Annotated in this window: 22 protein-coding genes; 1 reads left to right on the top strand and 21 read right to left on the bottom strand. The window is 63.8% G+C overall.

Translation table 11 applies throughout. From position 1 onward, the window contains the following. Position 1 precedes the first annotated feature (1 nt). The 12 genes from M1D32_RS07835 to M1D32_RS07780 form a co-directional block, all read right to left on the bottom strand. The gene (locus M1D32_RS07835; protein WP_458781689.1) at positions 2–433 is read right to left on the bottom strand and encodes a DUF2550 domain-containing protein; all 432 of its coding nucleotides are present in this window, start codon (positions 431–433) and stop codon (positions 2–4) included. Positions 434–443: 10 nt separating this feature from the next. Then, positions 444–728, bottom strand: a complete 285-nt coding sequence (locus tag M1D32_RS07830; RefSeq protein ID WP_079597677.1) for a F0F1 ATP synthase subunit epsilon — start codon at positions 726–728, stop codon at positions 444–446. Position 729: 1 nt separating this feature from the next. Beyond that, positions 730–2,184 carry a F0F1 ATP synthase subunit beta gene (gene atpD / locus M1D32_RS07825; RefSeq protein ID WP_163162500.1) on the bottom strand — a complete coding sequence of 485 codons (1,455 nt, stop codon included), beginning with the start codon at positions 2,182–2,184 and terminating at the stop codon, positions 730–732. Positions 2,185–2,267: 83 nt separating this feature from the next. After that, positions 2,268–3,158, bottom strand: a complete 891-nt coding sequence (locus M1D32_RS07820) for a F0F1 ATP synthase subunit gamma (protein WP_307094618.1) — start codon at positions 3,156–3,158, stop codon at positions 2,268–2,270. 73 nt (positions 3,159–3,231) lie between these two features. Then, a complete protein-coding gene (gene atpA, locus M1D32_RS07815; protein ID WP_163162911.1) occupies positions 3,232–4,869 on the bottom strand; it encodes a F0F1 ATP synthase subunit alpha in 1,638 nt (545 codons plus the stop codon). An 82-nt stretch (positions 4,870–4,951) separates the two neighbouring features. Further along, a complete protein-coding gene (locus M1D32_RS07810; RefSeq protein ID WP_163162496.1) occupies positions 4,952–5,779 on the bottom strand; it encodes a F0F1 ATP synthase subunit delta in 828 nt (275 codons plus the stop codon). Further along, positions 5,779–6,330, bottom strand: a complete 552-nt coding sequence (locus M1D32_RS07805) for a F0F1 ATP synthase subunit B (protein WP_458781688.1) — start codon at positions 6,328–6,330, stop codon at positions 5,779–5,781. The genes M1D32_RS07810 and M1D32_RS07805 overlap by 1 nt, the downstream gene beginning before the upstream one ends. A 52-nt stretch (positions 6,331–6,382) precedes the next feature. Next, positions 6,383–6,586 (bottom strand): ATP synthase F0 subunit C, encoded by a 204-nt coding sequence (gene atpE / locus M1D32_RS07800; RefSeq protein ID WP_009356484.1) that lies wholly within the window; start codon positions 6,584–6,586, stop codon positions 6,383–6,385. 80 nt (positions 6,587–6,666) lie between these two features. Beyond that, positions 6,667–7,467 carry a F0F1 ATP synthase subunit A gene (atpB, locus tag M1D32_RS07795; RefSeq protein WP_458781687.1) on the bottom strand — a complete coding sequence of 267 codons (801 nt, stop codon included), beginning with the start codon at positions 7,465–7,467 and terminating at the stop codon, positions 6,667–6,669. Positions 7,468–7,548: 81 nt separating this feature from the next. After that, a complete protein-coding gene (locus M1D32_RS07790; protein WP_458781686.1) occupies positions 7,549–7,887 on the bottom strand; it encodes an AtpZ/AtpI family protein in 339 nt (112 codons plus the stop codon). Then, positions 7,880–8,362: a hypothetical protein gene (locus M1D32_RS07785; protein WP_458781685.1), complete on the bottom strand. Its 483-nt coding sequence runs from the start codon at positions 8,360–8,362 to the stop codon at positions 7,880–7,882. The genes M1D32_RS07790 and M1D32_RS07785 overlap by 8 nt, the downstream gene beginning before the upstream one ends. Positions 8,363–8,471: 109 nt before the next feature. Next, a complete protein-coding gene (locus M1D32_RS07780) occupies positions 8,472–9,584 on the bottom strand; it encodes an MraY family glycosyltransferase (RefSeq protein ID WP_458781684.1) in 1,113 nt (370 codons plus the stop codon). Positions 9,585–9,870: 286 nt separating this feature from the next. On the opposite strand from M1D32_RS07780, the gene M1D32_RS07775 reads away from it, so the two are divergent. Further along, positions 9,871–10,767, top strand: a complete 897-nt coding sequence (locus M1D32_RS07775) for a glycosyltransferase (RefSeq protein WP_458781683.1) — start codon at positions 9,871–9,873, stop codon at positions 10,765–10,767. A 25-nt stretch (positions 10,768–10,792) separates the two neighbouring features. On the opposite strand, the gene M1D32_RS07770 is transcribed toward M1D32_RS07775, so the two are convergent. The 9 genes from M1D32_RS07770 to lysA form a co-directional block, all read right to left on the bottom strand. After that, positions 10,793–11,566 carry a WecB/TagA/CpsF family glycosyltransferase gene (locus M1D32_RS07770; RefSeq protein ID WP_458782130.1) on the bottom strand — a complete coding sequence of 258 codons (774 nt, stop codon included), beginning with the start codon at positions 11,564–11,566 and terminating at the stop codon, positions 10,793–10,795. Next, positions 11,566–12,441, bottom strand: a complete 876-nt coding sequence (locus M1D32_RS07765) for an L-threonylcarbamoyladenylate synthase (RefSeq protein ID WP_458781682.1) — start codon at positions 12,439–12,441, stop codon at positions 11,566–11,568. The genes M1D32_RS07770 and M1D32_RS07765 overlap by 1 nt, the downstream gene beginning before the upstream one ends. Beyond that, positions 12,438–13,325 (bottom strand): peptide chain release factor N(5)-glutamine methyltransferase, encoded by an 888-nt coding sequence (prmC, locus tag M1D32_RS07760; protein WP_458781681.1) that lies wholly within the window; start codon positions 13,323–13,325, stop codon positions 12,438–12,440. The genes M1D32_RS07765 and prmC overlap by 4 nt, the downstream gene beginning before the upstream one ends. A 12-nt stretch (positions 13,326–13,337) precedes the next feature. Beyond that, positions 13,338–14,411, bottom strand: coding sequence for a peptide chain release factor 1 (prfA, locus tag M1D32_RS07755; RefSeq protein WP_458781680.1), 1,074 nt, complete (start codon positions 14,409–14,411; stop codon positions 13,338–13,340). A gap of 257 nt (positions 14,412–14,668) precedes the next feature. Continuing rightward, positions 14,669–16,837: a transcription termination factor Rho gene (gene rho, locus M1D32_RS07750; protein WP_458781679.1), complete on the bottom strand. Its 2,169-nt coding sequence runs from the start codon at positions 16,835–16,837 to the stop codon at positions 14,669–14,671. A gap of 294 nt (positions 16,838–17,131) precedes the next feature. Continuing rightward, positions 17,132–18,106: a homoserine kinase gene (gene thrB, locus M1D32_RS07745; RefSeq protein ID WP_458781678.1), complete on the bottom strand. Its 975-nt coding sequence runs from the start codon at positions 18,104–18,106 to the stop codon at positions 17,132–17,134. 2 nt (positions 18,107–18,108) lie between these two features. Next, a complete protein-coding gene (thrC, locus tag M1D32_RS07740) occupies positions 18,109–19,215 on the bottom strand; it encodes a threonine synthase (protein WP_458781677.1) in 1,107 nt (368 codons plus the stop codon). Then, entirely contained in the window at positions 19,216–20,544 is a 1,329-nt protein-coding gene (locus M1D32_RS07735) for a homoserine dehydrogenase (RefSeq protein WP_458781676.1), read from the bottom strand. After that, positions 20,545–22,020: a diaminopimelate decarboxylase gene (gene lysA, locus M1D32_RS07730; RefSeq protein ID WP_458781675.1), complete on the bottom strand. Its 1,476-nt coding sequence runs from the start codon at positions 22,018–22,020 to the stop codon at positions 20,545–20,547. Between the last annotated feature and the right edge of the window lie 2 nt (positions 22,021–22,022).

The following is a 22,022-nucleotide window of genomic DNA, read 5'->3' as shown; positions in this document are numbered from 1 at the left end:
GCTAGCGCCAGGTACCCACGCCGATGACCGGCCCGGCCTCAAGCCAGGACGAGAGGCCCGCATAGGCGTCAAACTTCATGGCAAGGCGAAGGTCCTGCCCTTCATACCGCAATTCGACAATTACGACGTCGGGCTGGACCTTGACTGCCTCGGCTTCGGTGGGCTTGCGGCGGCCCAGCAGTTCGAGCGAGTGCCGCTTGAACTTGTGTTTGGGCCGGACACTCAACGAGAGCAGCCGGAACCACTCAAGGTCGTTGTCCTGATAACGACAAACCCCCATCTGCCAGCTGTTTCCAGCCATGCAAATGGAGGCGTCCACCGTGCCGAGGGCACGCCGCAGATTGAAGCGGCGCACCCCCGAAAGGCACAGTGCAAAAACCAGCAATCCAAAAGCGATTGCCATGGCGATGAACGGAAGACTCAGTGCGTCCATCAAGGTGGTGCTAGCGGATCCCAGCGGTAGCCGAGCCGCCCAGGTGGGCGTTGTCAGCAACAATAACCACGCGGTCGTTGTCCACGGAGAAGAATCCGCCGTCAACATCTACGGCAATACGGTCACCGGACACCGGCTGGATGGCCAGCTCACCCTCGGCCAGGATCGCCAGCAGGGGCGAGTGGCCGGGCAGGATTCCGATTTCACCATCGCTGGTGCGGGCCTTGACCATCTTGGCCGCTCCGGACCACACGAAGTGGTCCGCTGCGACAATCTCAACCTCGAGCTCAGCCATATTACTTGGTCTGTTCCTGGATCTTGGCCCACTGGCGCTCAACGTCATCGAGGCCGCCGACGTTGAAGAACGCCTGCTCCGCGATGTGGTCAAGGTCGCCGTCGCAGATGGCGGTGAAGCCCTCGACGGTGTCCTTGATGGAAACCGTGGAGCCCTCGACGCCGGTGAACTGCTTGGCGGTGTAGGTGTTCTGCGAGAGGAACTGCTGGATGCGGCGCGCACGCGACACAACAATCTTGTCCTCTTCAGACAGTTCGTCAACACCGAGGATGGCGATGATGTCCTGGAGTTCCTTGTTCTTCTGCAGGATCTGCTTCACGCGGACAGCCGTGTTGTAGTGGTCCTTGCCGATGTACTGGGGATCCAGGATGCGCGAGGTCGACGTCAGCGGGTCAACAGCCGGGTACAGACCACGGGAGGCGATTTCACGGGAAAGTTCCGTGGTCGCGTCGAGGTGTGCGAAGGTAGTTGCCGGCGCCGGGTCGGTGTAGTCATCTGCGGGAACGTAGATGGCCTGCATCGAGGTGATGGAGTGGCCCTTGGTGGAGGTAATGCGCTCCTGCAGGAGTCCCATCTCATCTGCCAGGTTGGGCTGGTAGCCCACAGCCGAAGGCATGCGGCCGAGGAGGGTGGAAACCTCGGAACCTGCCTGGGTGAAGCGGAAGATGTTGTCGATGAAGAGCAGCACGTCCTGGTTCTGCACATCGCGGAAGTACTCCGCCATGGTCAGTGCGGACAGGGCTACACGCAGGCGCGTTCCCGGCGGCTCGTCCATCTGGCCGAAGACAAGGGCGGTGTCTTTGAGGACGCCTGCCTCTTCCATTTCAACCCAGAGGTCGTTACCTTCACGGGTGCGCTCGCCCACACCGGCGAACACGGAAGTACCACCGAAGTTGCGGGCAACACGGGTGATCATTTCCTGGATCAGAACGGTCTTGCCCACGCCGGCGCCGCCGAACAGGCCGATCTTTCCACCCTTGATGTACGGGGTGAGGAGGTCGATGACCTTGATGCCGGTCTCCAGCATCTCGGTGGAACCTTCAAGGGACGCAAAGCTCGGTGCCTTGCGGTGGATAGGCCAGCGTTCGCTGATCTGCAGTTCCGCCTCGGTAACGTCCAGGGGCTGGCCCAGGACGTTGAAGATGTGACCTTTGACGCCGTCGCCAACGGGTACGGAAATCGGGGCGCCGCTGTCCACTACGGACGTACCGCGGACAAGTCCGTCGGTGGCCTGAAGGGAGATGGCGCGCACGAGGTTGTCGCCCAGGTGCTGGGAGGTCTCGAACGTGATGGTCTTGGTGACACCGTTGAGGGTGATCTCGGTAGTCAGGGCGTTATAGATGGACGGGATTGCGTCAGCCGGGAATTCGACGTCGACAACCGGGCCGATTACGCGCGCAATGCGGCCGGTAGCACCGGACGTTGCGGCTACGTGTTCGGTAGCAGTGGCAGTCATCTCTCTCACTTCACTCAGTAGATGGCGTGGGTTTAAGTTTATCTGTGGTGGTGCAGGTCCAGCGGAACCGGGGGTGCTGCAGGCTAGGACGCAAGGGCGTCGGCGCCGGCAACAATCTCGGAAAGCTCCTGCGTAATTTCAGCCTGGCGGGCCGTGTTGCGCAGACGCGTGTACTTCTTGATGAGGTCCGTGGCGTTGTCGCCCGCGGACTTCATGGCCCGCTGGCGCGCAGCGAGCTCGGAAGCCGCTGCCTGCAGCATGGCCGCGAAGATACGTGACTCGATGTAGCGCGGCAACAGAGCGTCAAGAACGCGCTCAGTTTCCGGCTCGAACTCGTACAGCGGCAACAGGTCCGATTCAGAAGCGGCCTGCTCTTCCACTACTTCCAGTGGAAGCAGGCGGATGACCGTGGGCTCCTGGGTGACCATGGACTTGAAGCGGGTGTACACCACGTGGATCTCGTCCACGCCGCCCTCTTCAAAGTCGGTTGCGAAATCGGCCAGCAGTGCTTCGCCGACCTCGCGCGCGGTTGTGAACTCGGGTGCGTCGGTCCCACCGGTCCAGACCCGCGAATACTCGCGGTTCCGGAACTCGAAATAGGCCTGCGCCTTGCGTCCGACGAGGTACGTCTTAACTTCCTTGCCTTCAGCGTGGAGCAGCTCGTTGAGACCCTCCACCTGCTTGAGCACGCTTGCCGAGTAAGATCCGGCCAGGCCACGGTCCGAGGTGATTACCAGGACGGCGGCGCGGCGGATCTGCTCCGGCTCAGTGGTCAGCGGGTGGTCGATTTCGCTTTGGCTGGCGACAGCAGAAACGGCGCGCGTGATCGCGTTCGCGTAAGGCAGTGAAGCTGCTACGCGCGCACGGGCCTTGCCAATGCGCGAGGTAGCGATCAGTTCCATCGCCTTGAAGATCTTGCGCATCGACGTGGTCGAGCTGATCTTCTGGCGGTAGACCCGAATCTGGGCTCCCATACTTATCCTTTCCTAACATTCCGTAGACCGGGTGTGCCGGACCCTGTGGGCCCGGCACACCCGGTCAGTGGAATTAGCGCTTCTGCTTGACGATTTTTTCCTGGTCGACGTCGCCCTCGGAGATAGCGCTGTGCTCCTCGTGGCCGGCGCCTACCAAGTGGTTGTCACCCTCACCGAAGAAGCCCTTTTTGAAGTCCACGATGGCGGACTTCAGCGCTGCTGCGGTGTCATCGTCCAGGACGTTGGTCTGAGCCAGCGTGGTAAGGATCGAGGACTTGTGCGTGAGGTGCTCCAGGAACTCCGACTCGAAGCGGCTGATGTCCTCAACCGGCACGTCGTCGAGGTAGCCGTTGGTGCCTGCCCAGATGGACACAACCTGGTTCTCCACCGGGAACGGGGAGTACTGGCCCTGCTTCAGAAGTTCCATCAGGCGTGCGCCGCGGGTCAGCTGCTGGCGGGAAGCGGCGTCCAGGTCCGAGGCGAACATGGCGAATGCCTGCATGTCACGGTACTGGGCGAGGTCCAGCTTCAAGGTACCGGAGACCTTCTTCATGGACTTCACCTGGGCGGCACCGCCCACGCGGGACACCGAGACACCAACGTCAACAGCAGGACGCTGGTTGGCGTTGAAGAGGTCCGACTGGAGGAAGATCTGGCCATCGGTGATGGAGATCACGTTGGTCGGGATGTAGGCCGAAACGTCGTTGGCCTTGGTCTCGATCAACGGCAGGCCCGTCATGGAACCCGCACCCAGCTCGTCAGAGAGCTTTGCACAACGCTCCAGCAGGCGGGAGTGCAAGTAGAACACGTCACCCGGGTAGGCTTCGCGTCCCGGCGGACGGCGGAGCAGCAGCGACACTGCACGGTAGGCCTCAGCCTGCTTGGACAGGTCATCAAACACGATGAGGACGTGCTTGCCGCCGTACATCCAGTGCTGGCCGATGGCCGAACCGGCGTACGGTGCCAGGTACTTGAAGCCTGCGGGGTCGGAAGCGGGAGACGCCACGATGGTGGTGTACTCCAGTGCGCCGTTGTCCTCAAGGGTCTGGCGGATGGCGGCAATGGTTGACGCCTTCTGGCCGATCGCCACGTAGATGCAGCGGACCTGCTTGGTCACATCGCCCGAAGCCCAGTTGGCCTTCTGGTTGATGATGGTGTCGATCGCAATAGCGGACTTGCCGGTCTGGCGGTCACCAATGATGAGCTGGCGCTGGCCGCGGCCGATCGGGATCATGGCGTCGATGGCCTTGAGTCCGGTCTGCATCGGCTCGTGCACCGACTTACGCTGGGTCACACCGGGAGCCTGGAGCTCCAGTGCGCGGGTGGTCTCGGCCTTGATCTCGCCGAGATCGTCGATGGGCACGCCCAGCGGGTCAACAACGCGGCCGAGGAAGGCGTCGCCCACGGGTACGGACAGAACCTGCCCGGTGCGGTGGACTTCCTGGCCTTCTTCGATGCCGGTGAAGTCGCCGAGGATGATGACGCCGATTTCGCGGACGTCGAGGTTCTGGGCCAGGCCCAGGGTGCCGTCCTCGAAGCGCAGCAGCTCGTTCGCCATGACCGAGGGAAGGCCCTCAACACGGGCGATGCCGTCACTAGCGGTGGTTACGCGGCCGACCTCTACGCGCTCTGCGTTTCCGGGTTCGTAGGACGCCGCGAACTCGTTCAGCGCATTACGGACGTCGTCGGCGTTGATGGTCAATTCGGCCATCTGCAGTCCCTGCTCTCCTGTTTTGTGATCACCGTTGTTCACGATGACCGGGGTTTCTATCAGTTGTGTTGTGCTTGTCCGGCTAGCCGGCCAGCTGGCGCTGCAGCTCGCCAAGGCGGGTGATGACCGAAGCGTCAAGCACTTCGTCACCTACCTGGACGCGGATGCCGCCAATGAGTGCCGGGTCAACATTGACGTTGACCTTCAGTTCCCGCCCGTACATCGCGTTCAGGCCCGCCTGGAGGCGTGCCAGCTGCGTCGGTGTCAGGGGACGGGTCACGCTGACCGTTGCAATCCAGCGCTGCTGCCGCTTGGCTGCCAGTTCGGCGAACCGTTCCACAAGCCGGGTGGGCTTGATGCCGCGGGGCTGGGTGACCGCCTGCGTGATGAGGACTTTTGCTTCCTCACTCACGCCGGGCACCAGCTTCTCGGCCAGGGTTGCCTTGGCTGCAGCGCTGGCCTGCGGTTCGGACAGAGCACGTTGTACCTCATGGTTGGAGGCAACGGCCTGGTTGAAGGAGAACAGATCGTTCTCCAGCTCCTCCAGGCCAGAGATTCCGGAGGCAGAAACGGCCGACTTGTTTTCAGCAACGGAAATGACCACCGTTGCGGCAAGAGTCTCGAGTGCATCGCCGATATCCCGTGCGGTTGCCCAGCGTGAGCTGGCCAGTCCGCCCGCGATCTCTGCAGCATCAGCGGAGACTTTTCCGCCAACCAGCTGCCTGACCAGCGCCGACTTTTCGTCACCGTTGCGGGACGGGTCAGTCAGGGCGCGGCGCAAGCCAGCCGAGCTGTCCACCATTCCCAGAATTCCGAAGAGTTCCTTTGCCAGCTGCAGTGACGCGGTCGGAAGCTTGGCTTCCAACTCGGCCAGCCCTGTTGCCAGCGATTCGCTCGATACGCCTGCCATTACTTAGCTGCACCTGCGTTCTGGGTCTCCAGATCTGCCAGGAAGCGGTCCACTACCCGTGCTGCACGCTGGTCGTCGTTCAGTGATTCCCCAACGATGCGGCCTGCAAGGGTGGTGGCCAGGGTGCCTACCTCCGAACGCAGCGACACAACGGCCGCCTGGCGCTCGGATTCGATCTGGGCATGGGCCTGGGCCGTGATGCGGGCAGACTCTGCAGCTGCCTTTTCCTTGAGATCCGCGAGGATCTGGGCACCTTCGGCGCGGGCTTCCTCACGGATGCGGTTGGCTTCGGCGCGGGCGTCGGTCAGCTGCTGCTTGTACTCTTCGAGTGCAGCAGACGCCTCAGCCTGGGCCTTTTCAGCCTTTGCAATGCCGCCTTCGATAGCCTCGGCACGCGCGGCGAAGGTCTTTTCGAACATCGGGACAACGAACTTGACCACGATGAACATGAGGATGGCAAAGCCCACGAGGACAACGCCCATTTCCCAGATGTTGGGAACCAGGGGGTTGACTTCGCCCTCAGTGGCGGCTGAGATGATCAGCTGATTCATATTTCACCCGTCCTTTTCTACTCGGTTCTGTAAGTTCGCTTCGCTCTAAGGACTAGAGAACGAAGGCGAAGACCAGGCCGAGGATGGCGAGGGCTTCGGTCAGCGCAAGGCCGAGGAATGCGATCGGCTGCAGGACACGCTGTGCTTCCGGCTGGCGGGCGACGCCGTTGATGTAGGCAGCGAATACGAGACCAACACCGATACCACCGCCGATTGCGGACAGACCGTAACCTACGAGGTTGAGATTGCCTTCCATTTTTCTTCCTTTCAAGATGCCACCCATGTGGCAGGTTGTTTGGGTTGCTATCATCCCCGCGAGGGGAAGCTTAGGGGTGCCTAGTGGCTGTCGGCGTGAAGCGCGCCTTCGATGTAGATCGCTGTCAGCAGGGTAAAGACGTAGGCCTGCAGGACCATGATCAGGGCTTCAAGCATGTACATGGCGATGGCACCGGCCAGGACCAGGACGGAGGTTCCCTTGAGCAGGACGTTCTCCTGCATGATGAGGAACTCGATGCCGTAGCCGGCGATCATCACGATGAGGTGTCCTGCGAGCATGGTCGCGAACAGACGGAGGCTGTGCGTGACGGGCCGGACCAGGAAGTTGGAGATGATCTCGATCGGAATAACGATCGGCAGGATGAACCAGGGGACACCGGAGGGCACGGTGGCCAGCTTGAAGTAACGGAGTCCGTTCTTCTTGACGCCGATGGCGATCCAGGTGAAGTAGACGATGCCCGCCAGCACATAGGCACCGCCCACGTGCGAGAACGTGGGGAGCTGGAAGAACGGGATGGCGCCGTAGATGTTGTTCACCAGGATGAAGAAGAACAGGCTGAACAACAGCGGGACGTACTTGATGAAGTCCCGTCCGCCGATGATGTCCTTGGCGATTCCGTTGCGGACGAAGCCGTAGGCGGCTTCGCCGGCGAACTGGAGCTTACCGGGTACCAGCTGCTGCTTGCGTGCGGCGAGCACGAAGAAGACGGCGATAATGGCGACAGAGAGGAGGACCAGCAGCATCTGCTTGGAGAATCCTTCTGCGGCACCCCACGGCAGGATTGCCGGCAAATGCATTTCGTTAATACCAGGAGGAGTAAACTCTCCTGAATCTTGGGCCGGGAGCGCAAGCGCGATCAACGCGTTTCCTCTCTGCAGTGTCCATCATTGGGCGTTGGGCGGGGACCGGCAACCTGACGGCCTGCTGTTCCCCGTGTGAAATTATTTGGCATTAGTGTTGCCGTCCTGGGACGGCCCGCTGGCAGCATGGCGCTCCCCAGCATTTTTTCGAGAACTGGTAAGGCCATGCATGTGGGAAAGGTAGAAACCTCCGACGGCTCCAAGCAGAGCGCCTGCGAGCACAATCCAGCGCGTTCCCCACACGTAATCCAGTCCCCACCCTATCAAACTCCAGACGATGATTCCGCCAATGATGTAGCTGAATACGGCCATGCCGGCGTTGTATCCGCCGCTGCTTCCGTCGCGTGATACACCGGGGGCAGAGCCGTTTGATCCGCCCGTGCCGTTGGTGCCTTCGACTGGCTTGTTTGGATCACGCATCGCGGGTTTCCTTGGTTTCTGGATCGTTGTAGATCTGAAGGCGGGCTTTGCTGAAACCGTAAATTTCAGCGGCCTGCCAGAGGACGACGGCGGTGACGGCGCCGGCGACGAACCAGCGGCCTTGCAGCCACTGCGGAGCGCCGATGACGAACAGGACCACGGCGAACCCCACCACCTTCACGAAGTAGGTGGCGACAAACATGCCGATGGCCCCGGAAGGATTGCTTCGTCCCACGAAGTGGCCGACCAGCAGGCTGATCCCGAAAAACAGCATCACCAGCAGCCCGCCCAATGCACTGGACAGGGCACCGTCCGCACCGGCCAGGATTCCTGCCGCAACTGCACACACCGCCAGTCCGGCCGCAGCAGCCATGGAACTCCACTTGAGCAGGTTCAGCCACAGGGACGGCGTGGGGCCGGATGCGCCAACGTTTCCGTTGCCGGACGCAGGTCCGGACTCGGCGTTGGAGGTCATTCGATCCCAATCGTCGGCACCACGAGGCAGTCAGCCAGGAGGCAGGTTGGAGGGGCAGCTTTGGCTGCCCCTAAATTCTACATGAGATAGAAATATTTCTGCACAGAGGTTACGCCCGGGTTTCCTCGCCCCGCCGCGCCAGGTACGGCCAGGCGGTGATGAGGCCCATCACCAGCGTGGCGAAGATGTCGACGGACAGCACGATCTGCCACGGGAAGATGGCGAAGGCCAATCCCCCAAAGGAAAGGATTGCGGTCCAGAGGTACATCAGGATGACTGCGGTGCGGTGTGAGTAGCCGATATCCAGGAGCTTGTGGTGCAGGTGGCCCCGGTCCGCGGACCAGGGTGAACGTCCGCGGGCAGTCCGCCGGACCACCGCCAGGCCAAGGTCCAGCAGGGGCAGGAAGAGAACGGCGAACGGAAGCAGGATGGGTATCACTGTGGAGATACCGTTGGCCCTGTCGTAGAGGCCCGAGGTGATCTGGCCGGTGGACACCACGCCGGCCGACGCCATGAGCAGGCCGATAAGCATTGCCCCGGAGTCACCCATAAAAATCTTGGAGGGAAACCAGTTGTGCGGCAGGAAGCCCAGGCAGCTGCCCACCAGGACCGCCGTAATAAGGGTGGCGAGATCCGAGTAGTCCAGCAGCACTGCGTTGCGGTGGACCCAGTAAGCGGTGAAGAAGAAGGCCGTGCCACCAATAACCGCCACTCCGGCGGCCAGCCCGTCCAGGCCGTCAATGAAGTTGAAGGCGTTCATGGTGGTGACGATCAGACCGGCGGTCAGCACCACCCGAAGGGTCTCGTTCTCCAGGTAGATGGGTTCAGGCACCCAGGGGACGATGGTCATCTGGACTCCCCAGATTGCCACCGTGAGGCCTGCGGCGCTTTGGCCGATCAGCTTCACCCACCAGCGGATATCGAGCAGGTCATCCGCAACGCCCACCAGGACGATGACGGCCGCGCCGGCGAGGACGCCCCAGGGCGAGAAGTTGTTCCGGTAGATGTCCTTAACAAAGAAAGACTGGCTGGCCACGACGAGCGCCACCATGATTCCGAGGAAAATGGCCACACCCCCCAGCCGGGAGACAGGAATGGAATGCATGTCCCGGCTGCGGATGGGCAGGTGCAGTTCGAGCCGGTGGCCGACCACCCGGGCACCCCATGTGGCGAGATAGGACACCACGGCAGCGGTCAGTCCCATCAGCAGGTACATGATCATGGGGCGATGGCCGTTTCAAGGGTTGTGCTGCAGCCGGACAACCACGTTGGCGGATTGTCGGTGGTCGATGGGCTCACTGGCAGGGAATCTGTTCTTCGATAAATGAAACTTCTCCGTCGCCGAGCGCGCAGCAGGCAGTGCGTTTTTTCGTGTACGCAGTGCCTTACAGGGCTGTATTACAGTGGACTCTAGTCAAAGATACTAGCGCCAACAGCATCATGGCTTCGCGCCACACTGGCGCACCGCGAGCGGGGAAATCCCTGTCAGCCATGCTGAAAGGACCCCCATGACCCCCCGCATAGCAGTTGCCGCCGTGACATTCGACCGCCCGAAGGAACTGGCCGTCCTGCTGGATTCCATCAACAACCAGACGGCCCCGGTGGACACGATCTGCCTGGTGGACAGTGGGAGAACTCCTGCGCTGGACGTGGCCGGGAAGCACCCGAACGTGGACTACGTCCGGTCCGAAGCCAACCTCGGCGGCGCAGGCGGATTTTCGCTGGCCGCCCTCAAGGCGGTTGCCAGCGGCGCCAAATGGATCTGGATGATGGACGACGACGCCGAGCCGGCCGATCCTGACTGCCTCGCCACGCTGCTGCGGGAGGCTGAGGCGCGCGACCTGGAGGCAGTGGTCCCGTTGGTGACGGCGCCAGGGCAGCCGGACCGGCTTTCCTTCTTCTTCCGCCTGGACGGCAAGGTCACGCATAGCCGTGCCGACGTGGAGAAGATCGGTTTCCTTCCGGACGACGGACACTTCTTCAACGGCGCCCTGATCCGTTCTGATGTTTTCTTCAAGGTGGGCCTGCCGGACATGCGCCTGTTCATCCGGGGCGATGAGGTTGATTTCACCATCCGCCTCCGCAAAGCCGGCATCCGCTTCGGCACGGTGACCACAACCGCAATCACGCATCCGCACGCCTTCTCCGAGACGCAGCACGTCTTCGGTGCCCGCTGGCACGTCATTGTTCCGGAGTCAGCCTTCAAGCGCTACTACTACTACCGGAACCGCGGCTACCTGATCCGCCGGTATTTCCGCGTCCGGTCCTTTGTAGCCGACGTCGGCGGCTACCTGGGCTATTTCGCGCAGCGCCGGGACCTTCCCGGATTCCTGGGCTGGGCCAGGTCTTTCACCACCGGCCTCCGCGGCAAGGGCTTTGCGCCACTGGAGGACCAGAAGTTCTAGGCTGCAGCTTCCAGTTTTGGCGCTTCTAGTGTTCGCGCTTGAGCACCTGCCGCTTCAACCCGCGGCGTGCCAGGAGGCACAGCAGGACCCAGGGCTCGCCGAGCACCCGGTAGGCAACACGACGGGGATGAAGCAGCAGGCGCCACGCCCATTCAAGTCCCATTCTGCCCAGCCAGCGCGGTGCGAGCTTCTGGAAGCCGGCCAACTGTTCAATAGCTCCGCCGACCGCGCAATAGATGGCCGGCGGCATGTCGCCTAGGCGCCGCTCCAGGACCTTCTCCTGCAGCGGCATGCCCAGTCCCAACAGAACCAGCTGCGGCTGCTGCACGTGCAGCCACGCCACTGCCTTGTTTTCGAGCTCCTCATTCCACCCCTCCCCGGGGAAGCCCGAGACCCGGGCACCGGGAACGATGGATTCGAGCTTCCGGACGGCTCCGGCGTTCGCGTCGGCACCGGCACCCAGCACGGCGATCCGGTCGAGTCCCTGCACCTGGCCCAGGGCGGGCAGCCAGTCGGTGGAGCCCAGCCGGTAGTCCATCACAGGGCCATCGGCCTTACCGGTCCTGCCCCACAGCCACAGCACAGGGGCACCGTCCAACAGGACCACGTCGCTGCGCTGGTACAGGTTGCGGAAGCCCTCATCCGAAAGGGTCAGCGTGACGCTGTGCAGGTTGTGGCCCAGGACCGTCCGCGTGGAGCCTTCCTGGATAAAGCGGTTGAGTTCCTCCACCAGTTCAGGAACCCGCAGCGGGGTGGCATCAACCTCCAGGACGGGAACCTGCTGGCGGTCCAGCGCCATCAAGGCCTGGAGTCCGGGGCTGGTGCCTGGGCGGCAGGCGTCTCAGGGGCTTCCGGGGCTTCGGGCTCTACTGCCGATGAACCCGAGCGTGTCTCTGCAGCCGACGCTGCTTCGATCGGTGTCTCTGCAGCCGGCGCTGCTTCGATCGGTGTCTCTGCAACCGGCACTGCTTCAACCGGTGTCTTTTCTACCGGGTCCTCTTCGGCCATGGGAATTTCGCCGAGTCCCAGCACACCCGGCACGTGTTCGCGGAGCTGGTCGAGGCTCACTGCGCCGTTGCGGACCACGCGCAGCCGGGGGCCGGTGGCGTCAACAATTGTGGAAGGTACTGCCGGCTCACCTTCGAGCGGCCGGAAGCCGCCTTCGAGGTAGACCTCCACGGAATCGGCCAGCTGCTCGCGTGCAGCTGCTGCCGTTTGTCCCGGAGCATGGCCGGTGCGGTTGGCCGACGAAACGGCCAGCGGCCCGGTGAGCGTCAGCAGTTCCTGGGCAATTTCGTCGTCGGGCATCCGCAGCGCCACAGTCCCCTTGGTCTCCCCCAGGTCCCAGTCCAGGGACGGCTGGGCGTGCAGGATGAGGGTCAGGCCGCCCGGCCAGAACGCTTCGGCGAGCTTTCGTGCGTCTGCCGACACGTCGGTGGCGAGCCCGTCAAGGGCGTTGATGCGGGGAATCAGCACGGGCGGCGGCATGGTGCGGCTGCGTCCCTTTGACACCAGGAGCATGGTGACAGCCTGCGGTGAGAAGGCGTCGGCGGCAATGCCGTAGACGGTATCCGTGGGAAAGACCACGCACTTCTTTTCGCTGATGGCTCGTTGCGCGTGTTCAAGTCCCTGGGCGCGCTCGTCGTCGCTGGTGCAGTTATAGGTTGTGGTCACTCGCCTATTCTTTCATTCCCTGGGTCCGGATCCGCGAGCAGGGCGCTGGTGGCGCGCTCCTTGCCGTTGAGGTCCAGATGCGTCCTGATACTGGTCCAGTTCCCTGTCCTGGCCAGCATGGCCGAGATCCAGCCTGCCTGGACTTCTGCATGTTCCATCACGAAGTAGCCGCCGGGCCGTAGCAGGCGCGCAGCCGAGGCTGCTGCCGCCGTCGGAAGTTCCATGCCGTCCGCTCCCCCGCCGTACAGCGCTTCGGGGGGATCATGCAGGGCGACTTCCGGCTCGTTGGGAACGGCCTCGGCCGGGATGTACGGCGGGTTGGAAACCACGACGTCGAAGGTCCCGTTGAGTTCCGGCAGCGCGTCCCGCAGGTCTCCAAGGATCAGATGGACGCCCAACGGGGCCAGGTTTTTTGCCGCCCAGGCGTGCGCGAACGGGCTGAACTCGACGGCATGCACCTCGGCGCCCGGCACTTCGTGGGCGATGGAACCCGCGATGGCGCCCGAACCGGTTCCCAGGTCAACGATCCGGGGGTGAGACATGCCCTTGACGTGGTCGATTACCAGCTGCGCCACGGATTCGGTCTCGGGGCGGGGCACAAAAACACCAGGGCCCACGGCCAGCTCCAGGTAGCGGAAATGCGCCACGCCGGTGATGTGCTGCAGCGGAATCCGACTGGCCCGCTCCGCGACCAGGGCCTCATAGCCTTCCGGGGCGGGCGTGTCCCCCAGCATCATGGCCCGCAGGCGGCCCAGCCCAACGTTCAGCAGATGGTCTGCGAGCAGCTCGGCGTCCACCCGCGGACTGGGTACGCCGGCATCACGCAGGATGTCCGTTGCCGCGCTGACGGCATCCGCGAGCGACTGGCCTGGCCCAAGTGTCATCCGGCGGAAGGGCTAGTCGCCGATGGCGTCCAGGCGGGCCTGTTCGTCCATCTCGATTGCGGACTGGATAACCGGCTCCAGGTCACCGTTCATTACCTGGTCCAGGTTGTACGCCTTGTAGCCGGTGCGGTGGTCCGCAATCCGGTTCTCGGGGTAGTTGTAGGTTCGGATGCGCTCCGAACGGTCCATGGTGCGGATCTGCGACTTCCGCTGGGCGGAGTTTTCGGCGTCGATCTGCTCCTGCTGGTGCGCCAGGATGCGTGCCCGGAGAACCCGCATGCCCGCTTCACGGTTCTGCAGCTGGGATTTCTCGTTCTGCATGGCCACCACGATGCCGGTGGGAAGGTGGGTGATGCGCACGGCGGAGTCAGTGGTGTTCACGGACTGGCCACCGGGACCGGAGGAACGGTAAACGTCAATCTTGAGGTCGTTCTGGTTGATCTCAAGCTCTTCCGGCTCATCCACTTCGGGCAGGACCAGGACACCGGCGGCAGATGTGTGGATGCGGCCCTGCGACTCGGTCACGGGAACGCGCTGCACGCGGTGCACGCCACCTTCAAACTTAAGCCGGGCGTACACGCCCTCGGCCGGGTCATTCGAGCTGCCCTTCACCGCGACCTGGACATCCTTGTAGCCGCCAAGGTCGGATTCCGTTGCCGAAATGATTTCAGTCTTCCAGCCGCGCGATTCCGCATACCGTGTGTACATCCGCAGCAAGTCACCGGCAAAGAGTGCAGCCTCGTCGCCGCCTTCACCGCCCTTGACTTCAAGGATCACGTTGCGGGCATCGTCAGGGTCGCGCGGAATGAGCAGCCGGCGCAGCTTCGCAGCAGCAACCTCAAGCGCGGCCTCCAGCTCCGGTACCTCAGCGGCAAACTCAGGATCCTCCGAAGCCATCTCCTTGGCAGCAGCCAGGTCATCCCTGATGCCTTCCCACTTGTGGTAAGCCTCAACAATGCCATTGAGCTGAGCCGAACGCCGCCCCAGCTTCCGGGCAAGCCGCTGATCAGCATAAACAGCAGGATCCCCCAGCTGCGCCTGGATGGAATCATGCTCATCAAGCAGGCCCTGTACGGACTCAAACATCTATAAACCTCTTTCGACTTGTACAAGTCTAATAACTGCAACGCGGGGTCACTTACAGCCCGTAATACCCGCCAGGAGGGGCGATATCTGACTCCGCGTTGGATGGAGCCGGAAACGGTGACTTAACGACGAACCGCTCAAAATATGCCGGCCAGGGAGTGGCTTCGGGCCTGCCGGAGCTGGGAGGCGAACGATCGAAGATCGAAAGCCTCCCAGCGTAGGGGCGGGGCCGGCATATTTTGAGCGGTGGAGCCCAGCTACTTGTCGTTATCCGACTTCGCGCCAAGCGTCGTCTTCTGAACCTGCATCAGGAACTCAACGTTGCTCTGGGTTTCCCGGATCTTGTTGGTCAGGAGTTCAAGGCTCTGCTGGGTCTCGAGTCCGGAGAGGACGCGGCGCAGCTTCCACATGATCTTGACTTCCTCCGGTGAGAGCAGGTTCTCCTCGCGGCGGGTACCGGACGCATTGACGTCCACGGCCGGGAAGATGCGCTTGTCTGCCAGCTGGCGGGACAGGCGGAGCTCCATGTTGCCGGTGCCCTTGAACTCTTCGAAGATGACTTCGTCCATCTTGGAACCGGTCTCTACGAGGGCCGTGGCCAGGATGGTGAGCGAGCCGCCGTTTTCGATGTTGCGGGCGGCGCCGAAGAATCGCTTGGGCGGGTACAGCGCTGCGGAATCCACGCCACCGGACAGGATGCGGCCGGAGGCCGGAGCTGCCAGGTTGTAGGCACGGCCCAGGCGGGTCATGGAGTCCAGCAGGACCACCACGTCCATGCCCATTTCCACCAGGCGCTTGGCGCGTTCGATGGAGAGTTCGGCCACTGTGGTGTGGTCGTCTGCGGGACGGTCGAAGGTGGACGCGATGACCTCACCCTTGACGGTGCGCTGCATGTCCGTGACTTCTTCGGGGCGTTCGTCAACCAGCACCATCATGAGGTGGACCTCAGGGTTGTTGGTGGTGATCGCGTTGGCGATGGACTGCAGGATGAGCGTCTTGCCGGCCTTCGGCGGGGAGACGATCAGGCCGCGCTGGCCCTTGCCGATCGGGGCAACCAGGTCGATGACGCGGGGGCCGATCTTCTTGGGGTCGGTCTCGAGGCGCAGGCGCTCGGACGGGTACAGCGGCACCAGCTTGGCGAACTCGACACGGTCCTTAAGTTCCTCGGAGGTCTTGCCGTTGACGGACGTGACGCGTACCAGGGCGTTGAACTTCTGGCGTGCGGACTGCTGGCTGCGGTCTTCGCCGTCGCGCGGGGCACGGATGGCGCCAACCACAGCGTCGCCCTTGCGCAGGTTGTACTTCTTGACCTGGGCGAGGGACACATAAACATCGTTCGGGCCCGGGAGGTAGCCGGAGGTGCGGATGAACGCGTAGTTCTCCAGGACGTCCAGGATGCCGGCAACCGGCAGCAGGACGTCGTCCTCGGTGACCTCGACGTCGTCGACGTCCGGTCCCTGGGCACGTCCCCGACGGCGGTCGTTGCGGTCGCGGAAGCGATCGTTGCGTGAGCTGCTGTCACGGTCCTGGCCGCCTGAGCGGTCATTCCGGTCGTTGCGGTCGCGGCGGTTACGCCGGTTGCGGCGGCTGCCGCCGTCAGTGTCGTCGCTGTCGCGGTTGTCATCGCGTCGTGCGCCTTCACGCTGGCCGGCGTCGCGGCTGCCTGCGTTGTCACGGCCGCTGTCGGCGTTCTCGCGTGCTGCGTTGTCACGGCCGCGGGTGCGTCCGCCTTCGCGGCGATCGGTGCGCTGCGCGGCTTCGCCGGCTTCAGCTTCGGTGCGCTCGGTGCGTTCTTCCGTCCGCGGTTCTGCGGTGGCCTGCGCTGCGGCGCGCTGCTCGCCGTCGGCCTGTTCCGCCGGGGCCTCAACACCCTCGGCGCCCTGGGGCGCGGTTGCGGCTGCTTCGCCTCGGCGGCGGTTACGGGTGCGCGGCTGGCGACGCTCAGCGGCGCCTTCACCCGCTTCGGGAACCTCGGCGGCGGCCGGAGCCTCAACCGGAGCGGCGGGGCTTGTTTCGGCGGCAGCCGGCTCAGCGGCTGCGGGTGCTACCACTCCGTCGCTGACGGCGCGGCGGCTGCGGCCACGGCCACGGGCCCGCGTTCCCTCTGCGGGAGCGTCAGTTGCTTCAGCAGCCGGGGCGGACACTGCCGGAACAATTGCCGGCGCGGACGCCTTCTCGGCGGCCTTTTCAGCTGCCTTGGCCGGCGCCTTGGTGATGGGTGTGCCGGCGCGGTGGGCGGAAATGGCTGAAACCAGGTCCCCCTTGCGCATCCGGGAACCGCCGGAAATCCCGAGCTGGCTGGCAAGAGCCTGCAGCTGGGCGAGCTTGAGGCCGGCAAGGCCGCTGCTCTTGGCGGGTGCGGCCGGTGATTCGGCAGCAGAAGATGATAGTTCCACAGCTGGCGACAGCTCAGTGGTTTCGGTCACGAAGGATCCTTCCCCCTCGACGGCGTCCAGACTGGGAGCTGGACGCGATGATTTGATCTGGGCTGCAGTTCAGATCTGCAGCCGGCTTTTCGGCCTTGCCGGTTGGATATCGGCCAGCAGGGCCGGATACTAATTCACCTTGCGCTCCGCAATGGTGGAACGCCGGGCTGACGCTTCAGGGGCAGTTTGAGTGCTGCAGATTCCTGCGACAGACCAAGCAGGTGGCACCGGAATACATTGCGCAGTAAGAGACCAAGCGGCAACTAAGTGCAATAGCAGATCAGATAGGCGGAATTACCGCCGGTGCAACTCCACCTTAGCACCTTCAACGTCCACTGCGAGCTTCAGAACCCGCCACCCGATGTCCGGCGTGTTGGCTGCAGTGAACTCCTCGATAAAACCGACGACGGCGGCCGCTTCAGCCTGCCCGTCCGCCAGGACCAGCACCGTAGGCCCGGCGCCCGATACCACTGCTGCGTGCCCGGCCGCACGAAGCGCCGAAATCAGCGCAGCACTTGGACGCATCGCCTCTGCACGGTAGCTCTGGTGGAGGTAGTCCTCGGTGCCGGCCAGCAGGAATTGGGGCTTGCTGGTCAATGCATGGATCAGGAGGGCCGCCCGTCCGGCATTCATGGCAGCAGCATGGTGCCCTACCGAGGCCGGCAGCAACGCCCGCGCAGCTTCAGTCGACAGCTCGAAGTCAGGAACCGCCACGACCGGAACCACTGTTTCGGACACTGTCGCGCTGGTGCTGCTGTACTGGTCACTGTCCTGCCATGAGAGCGCCAGACCGCCGAAAATGGCCGGTGCCACGTTGTCCGGGTGCCCCTCCAGCTCACTGGTGAGCTGAAGGATCCAGTCCTTCCCGCGGCGGTTTGCCTCGGGCACCAGGGCGTTCGCTGCGGAAACAGCGGCAACCACGGCCGAGGCGGACGAGCCCAGGCCCCGCCCGTGCGGATTAACGTTGTCAGCCGTTACTTTCAGGCCGCCGTGCCGGAAGCCCAGCCGTTCGAAGGCCGCTTCCATGGCACGGATGACAAGGTGGCTTGCGTCCTGCGGGAGGGTCTCTGCGCCTTCGCCGCGGAGATCGAACAGCAACTCCTCGGATTCCAGGCTCTCCACTGTCAGCGTGTCATGCAGCGCCAGGGCCAGGCCCAGGCTGTCGTAACCGGGACCAAGGTTTGCTGTGGTGCCCGGAACCCGGACGGTCACCCGTTGTCCGGGTTCAATAAGCTGCAGTCCGACGGCGGTCTGCGAGGTGGTGTCCAAGGTTACTTTTCTTCCAGTCCCAGCTCGGCGGCAACAGTAACTACGTCGTTGGACACCTTCACCGGCTGGACGTCGCTGCCGTCCTCCGTGCGGAGGGCCCACTGGGGATCCTTCAGGCCATGGCCGGTGACGGTGATGACAATGGTCTTGCCAACGGGAACGTCGCCTGCGGCGTGCTTCTTGAGCAGGCCGGCCACGCCGGCGGCGGAACCGGGTTCAACAAAGACACCTTCGCGGGAGGACAGCCAGCGGTGGGCGTTGAGGATTTCCTCATCGGTGACGGCGTCAATAAGCCCGCCGGATTCATCACGTGCGCCAATGGCACCGTCCCAGGATGCAGGGTTGCCGATCCGGATGGCCGTGGCGATAGTGTCCGGCTCGGTGATGGGGTGGCCGGCGACGAAGGGTGCCGCCCCCGCTGCCTGGAAGCCCCACATGGCAGGCGTTTTGGTGGAGACGGCGGGAAGCGTGCCAGCGGTTTCGGACTCGAACGGAGCGGAGTACTCCTTGTAGCCCTTCCAGTAGGCCGTAATGTTTCCGGCGTTGCCAACCGGCAGGACATGGATGTCCGGAGCGTCGCCCAGTGCGTCAACGATCTCGAACGCACCGGTCTTCTGTCCCTGGATACGCGCAGGGTTGACCGAGTTGACCAGGAAGACCGGGTAGGACTCTCCCAGCTTCCGTGCGATATCGAGGCAGTTGTCGAAGTTGCCGTCAACCTGGAGCAGCGTGGCACCGTGGGCGATGGCCTGGCTGAGCTTGCCCATGGAAATCTTGCCCTCAGGCACCAGGACGGCACACTTCAGGCCGGCGGCCGTGGCGTAGGCAGCGGCAGAAGCGGAGGTGTTGCCGGTGGAGGCGCACACCACGGCCTGGGCACCGGATGCGACGGCGGCCGTCATGGCCATGGTCATGCCGCGGTCCTTGAACGAGCCGGTGGGGTTCATGCCCTCCACCTTGAGGTACACCTGGGAGCCGGTGAGCTCGGAGAGCTTCTGCGCGTGCACCAGCGGGGTGCCGCCCTCGCCCAGGGTGATCACCCTGGTGGATTCCGTCACGGGCAGACGGTCAGCGTATTCGCGGATAACGCCGCGCCATTGGTGAGCCACTTAGACTCCTTCTACCCGCAGAACGGATGTAACTGAATTGATGACGTCCAGGCCCTTCACGGCCTCAACGGTGGCTGCAAGGGCAGCCTCTGACGCGCGGTGGGTGACGATCCGCAGCTCGGCCGACTCCACGTTGGACTCAGCGTCGCGGTGGATGGTCTGCCGCATGATTTCGATGGAGACGCCGTGCTCCGCAAAGAGCTGGGCGATCCTGGCCAGGACGCCGGGCTGGTCAGCGACGTCCAGCCCGATGTAGTAACTGGTGACGGCAGCGTCGACGGGCAGCGCCGGAACCTGGTCTGTGGTGGTTTCCGTGCGGCCGGGGCCGCCGAGGACCAGGCTGCGCGCGGCCGACACCAGGTCACCCAGGACGGCGGAGGCGGTGGGGGTGCCGCCGGCTCCCTGGCCGTAGAACATCAGTTCGCCGGCATTCTCGGCTTCAATGAACACGGCATTGAAGGCGCCGTGAACGGCAGCCAGCGGGTGCTCGCGGGGAAGCAGCGTCGGGTGCACGCGCACGGAGACGCCGTCGCCGCCGGCTGGGTCCGTGCCCGCGGCGGTGAGCTTTTCCGCAATGGCCAGCAGCTTGATGACAAAGCCGGCGTCCTTGGCGGCAGCAATGTCAGACGCGGTGACGGAGCTGATCCCTTCGCAGTGGACGTTCTCCAGTGCAAACCTGGTGTGGAACGACAGGGAGGCAAGGATGGCAGCCTTCGCGGCAGCGTCGTGGCCTTCGACGTCGGCGGTGGGGTCCGCCTCCGCGTAGCCGAGCCGCTGTGCTTCCGCGAGGGCGTCGGCAAACTGGGCACCGGTGCTGTCCATCTGGTCAAGGATGAAGTTAGTGGTGCCGTTGACAATGCCCAGGACGCGGGTGATGCGGTCACCGGCGAGGCTGTCGCGGATGGGGCGCAGGATGGGAATGGCTCCGGCGACGGCGGCCTCGTAGGAGAGCTGTACGCCCGCCTTGTCAGCTTCTTCATGAAGGATGGGGCCGTCCTGTGCCAGCAGCGCCTTGTTCCCGCTGACAACGCAGGCACCGTTGCGAAGGGCCGACAGGATCAGCGTTCGGGCAGGTTCAATGCCGCCCATCAGCTCGATCACGAGGTCCGCGTCCTTGACCAGGGTGTCCGCGTCGGTGGTGAAAAGTTCCTGCGGAAGTTCCACATCGCGCTTCGTGTGGACGTTGCGCACGGCGATGCCGCTCAACTCCAACTTCGCGCCGGTCCGCGCGGCAAGGGTGTCGGCGTCCTCGATGAGAATCCGCGCAACCTGGGCCCCAACGTTGCCACAGCCCAGCAGGGCCACTTTCAGGGTTCGCAATTCAGTCATTCAGACTCCCATGTCGCGGTTCAGCAAATCTTCTTCGGTTTCCCCGCGGACAATCAGCCGGGCAGATCCGTCGCGCACCGCGACAACGCCCGGCCGGGCCAGATAGTTGTAGTTGCTTGACAAGGCCCAGCAGTAGGCGCCGGTCCCCGGTACAGCAAGCAGATCACCGGCTGCCACGTCCTCGGGCAGATATACATCTCTAACAACTATGTCGCCGCTCTCGCAATGTTTGCCCACCACGCGGGACAGCTGAGGAGCGGCGGCAGACGTGCGGGAGGCGACCACAGCCGAATAATCCGCGTCGTAGAGCACCGGGCGGGCGTTGTCGCTCATACCGCCGTCCACCGACACATAGCGGCGCGGATACGTAACGTTTTCACCCGCTCCACTGGCTTGAACCGCGTCCGGCGCGTCAACGCGAACGGTCTTGAGTGTTCCCACCTCGTACAGCGTGAAGGTGGTGCTGCCAACGATGGCCCGTCCCGGCTCGATCGAGATGCGCGGCGAGTCGATGCCGAGCTTTGCGCAGGTGGAACGCACGACGGCGGCCATCGCCTGGGCGATCTCGGCCGGCGGCCGCGGGGTGTCCACCGGGGTATAGGCAATGCCGTAGCCCCCGCCGAGGTCCAGCTCCGGAAGAACGATGGCGTATTTGCGCTGCATGGCGTCAAGGAAGGTCAGGAGCTTTTCAGCGGCCAACGCGAAGCCGTCCGGTTCGAAGATCTGCGAGCCGATGTGGCAGTGCAGCCCGAGCAGTTCGATGCTGTGGTACGCCGTCGCGGCGGCAACGGCCTCTTCAGCAGCTGAAAGGCCTGCTTCATCTGTGGTGTCCCCGGCCATGGAGAGCCCGAACTTCTGGTCCTCGTGCGCGGTGGCGATGAACTCGTGGGTGTGTGCGTGGACGCCCGGCGTCAGCCGGAGCATGACCTTTGCGGTTTCGCCCCGTGCGGAGGCGATCTTGGCGACGCGGTCCAGCTCGTCGAGGCTGTCCACCACGATGCGGCCCACCTGCATGTCGAGGGCACGGCGGAGCTCGGCATCCGACTTGTTGTTGCCGTGCAGGCCCAGATGGGCGCCGGCGATTCCTGCGCGGGCAGCTACGGCGAGTTCGCCGCCGGAGCAGGTGTCCAGCCGAAGGCCTTCCTCAGCCACCCAGGTTGCCACTGCCGTGCAGAGGAAGGACTTGCCGGCGTAGTAGACGTCCACTCCCCCGCAGATGTCCGCAAACGCGTCGTCGAACGCGTCTTTAAACCCCCGCGCACGGGAACGGAAATCCGCCTCGCTCATCACGAACAGGGGCGTGCCGAACTGTTCCTTCAGCTCGGCGACAGGAATGCCGTCGATGGCCAGCTCCCCCGGACTGGTCCGGGACACGTCCTTGGCCCACATAGAAGGGGTCAGGGCGTTCAGGTCCTCCGGAACGGCGAGCCATTCCGGGGCCAGCGGCGAGACCGCGCTGGTGTTTGCCTCGTTCATGC

It is taken from the genome of Arthrobacter sp. D3-16, from assembly GCF_054408515.1.
This window is presented reverse-complemented; position numbering and strand designations above follow the sequence as displayed.

Coding starts and splice junctions, on each gene's coding strand:
- M1D32_RS07830 (WP_079597677.1), bottom strand. CDS start 728: ATGGCTGAGCTCGAGGTTGAGATTGTCGCAGCGGACCACTTCGTGTGG.
- prfA (WP_458781680.1), bottom strand. CDS start 14,411: ATGTTTGAGTCCGTACAGGGCCTGCTTGATGAGCATGATTCCATCCAG.
- lysA (WP_458781675.1), bottom strand. CDS start 22,020: ATGAACGAGGCAAACACCAGCGCGGTCTCGCCGCTGGCCCCGGAATGG.
- M1D32_RS07770 (WP_458782130.1), bottom strand. CDS start 11,566: ATGGCGCTGGACCGCCAGCAGGTTCCCGTCCTGGAGGTTGATGCCACC.
- atpD (WP_163162500.1), bottom strand. CDS start 2,184: ATGACTGCCACTGCTACCGAACACGTAGCCGCAACGTCCGGTGCTACC.
- M1D32_RS07810 (WP_163162496.1), bottom strand. CDS start 5,779: ATGGCAGGCGTATCGAGCGAATCGCTGGCAACAGGGCTGGCCGAGTTG.
- atpE (WP_009356484.1), bottom strand. CDS start 6,586: ATGGAAGGCAATCTCAACCTCGTAGGTTACGGTCTGTCCGCAATCGGC.
- M1D32_RS07735 (WP_458781676.1), bottom strand. CDS start 20,544: ATGACTGAATTGCGAACCCTGAAAGTGGCCCTGCTGGGCTGTGGCAAC.
- M1D32_RS07805 (WP_458781688.1), bottom strand. CDS start 6,330: ATGAATCAGCTGATCATCTCAGCCGCCACTGAGGGCGAAGTCAACCCC.
- atpA (WP_163162911.1), bottom strand. CDS start 4,869: ATGGCCGAATTGACCATCAACGCCGACGACGTCCGTAATGCGCTGAAC.
- M1D32_RS07780 (WP_458781684.1), bottom strand. CDS start 9,584: ATGATCATGTACCTGCTGATGGGACTGACCGCTGCCGTGGTGTCCTAT.
- M1D32_RS07790 (WP_458781686.1), bottom strand. CDS start 7,887: ATGCGTGATCCAAACAAGCCAGTCGAAGGCACCAACGGCACGGGCGGA.
- M1D32_RS07820 (WP_307094618.1), bottom strand. CDS start 3,158: ATGGGAGCCCAGATTCGGGTCTACCGCCAGAAGATCAGCTCGACCACG.
- M1D32_RS07835 (WP_458781689.1), bottom strand. CDS start 433: ATGGACGCACTGAGTCTTCCGTTCATCGCCATGGCAATCGCTTTTGGA.
- M1D32_RS07785 (WP_458781685.1), bottom strand. CDS start 8,362: ATGACCTCCAACGCCGAGTCCGGACCTGCGTCCGGCAACGGAAACGTT.
- M1D32_RS07775 (WP_458781683.1), top strand. CDS start 9,871: ATGACCCCCCGCATAGCAGTTGCCGCCGTGACATTCGACCGCCCGAAG.
- prmC (WP_458781681.1), bottom strand. CDS start 13,325: ATGACACTTGGGCCAGGCCAGTCGCTCGCGGATGCCGTCAGCGCGGCA.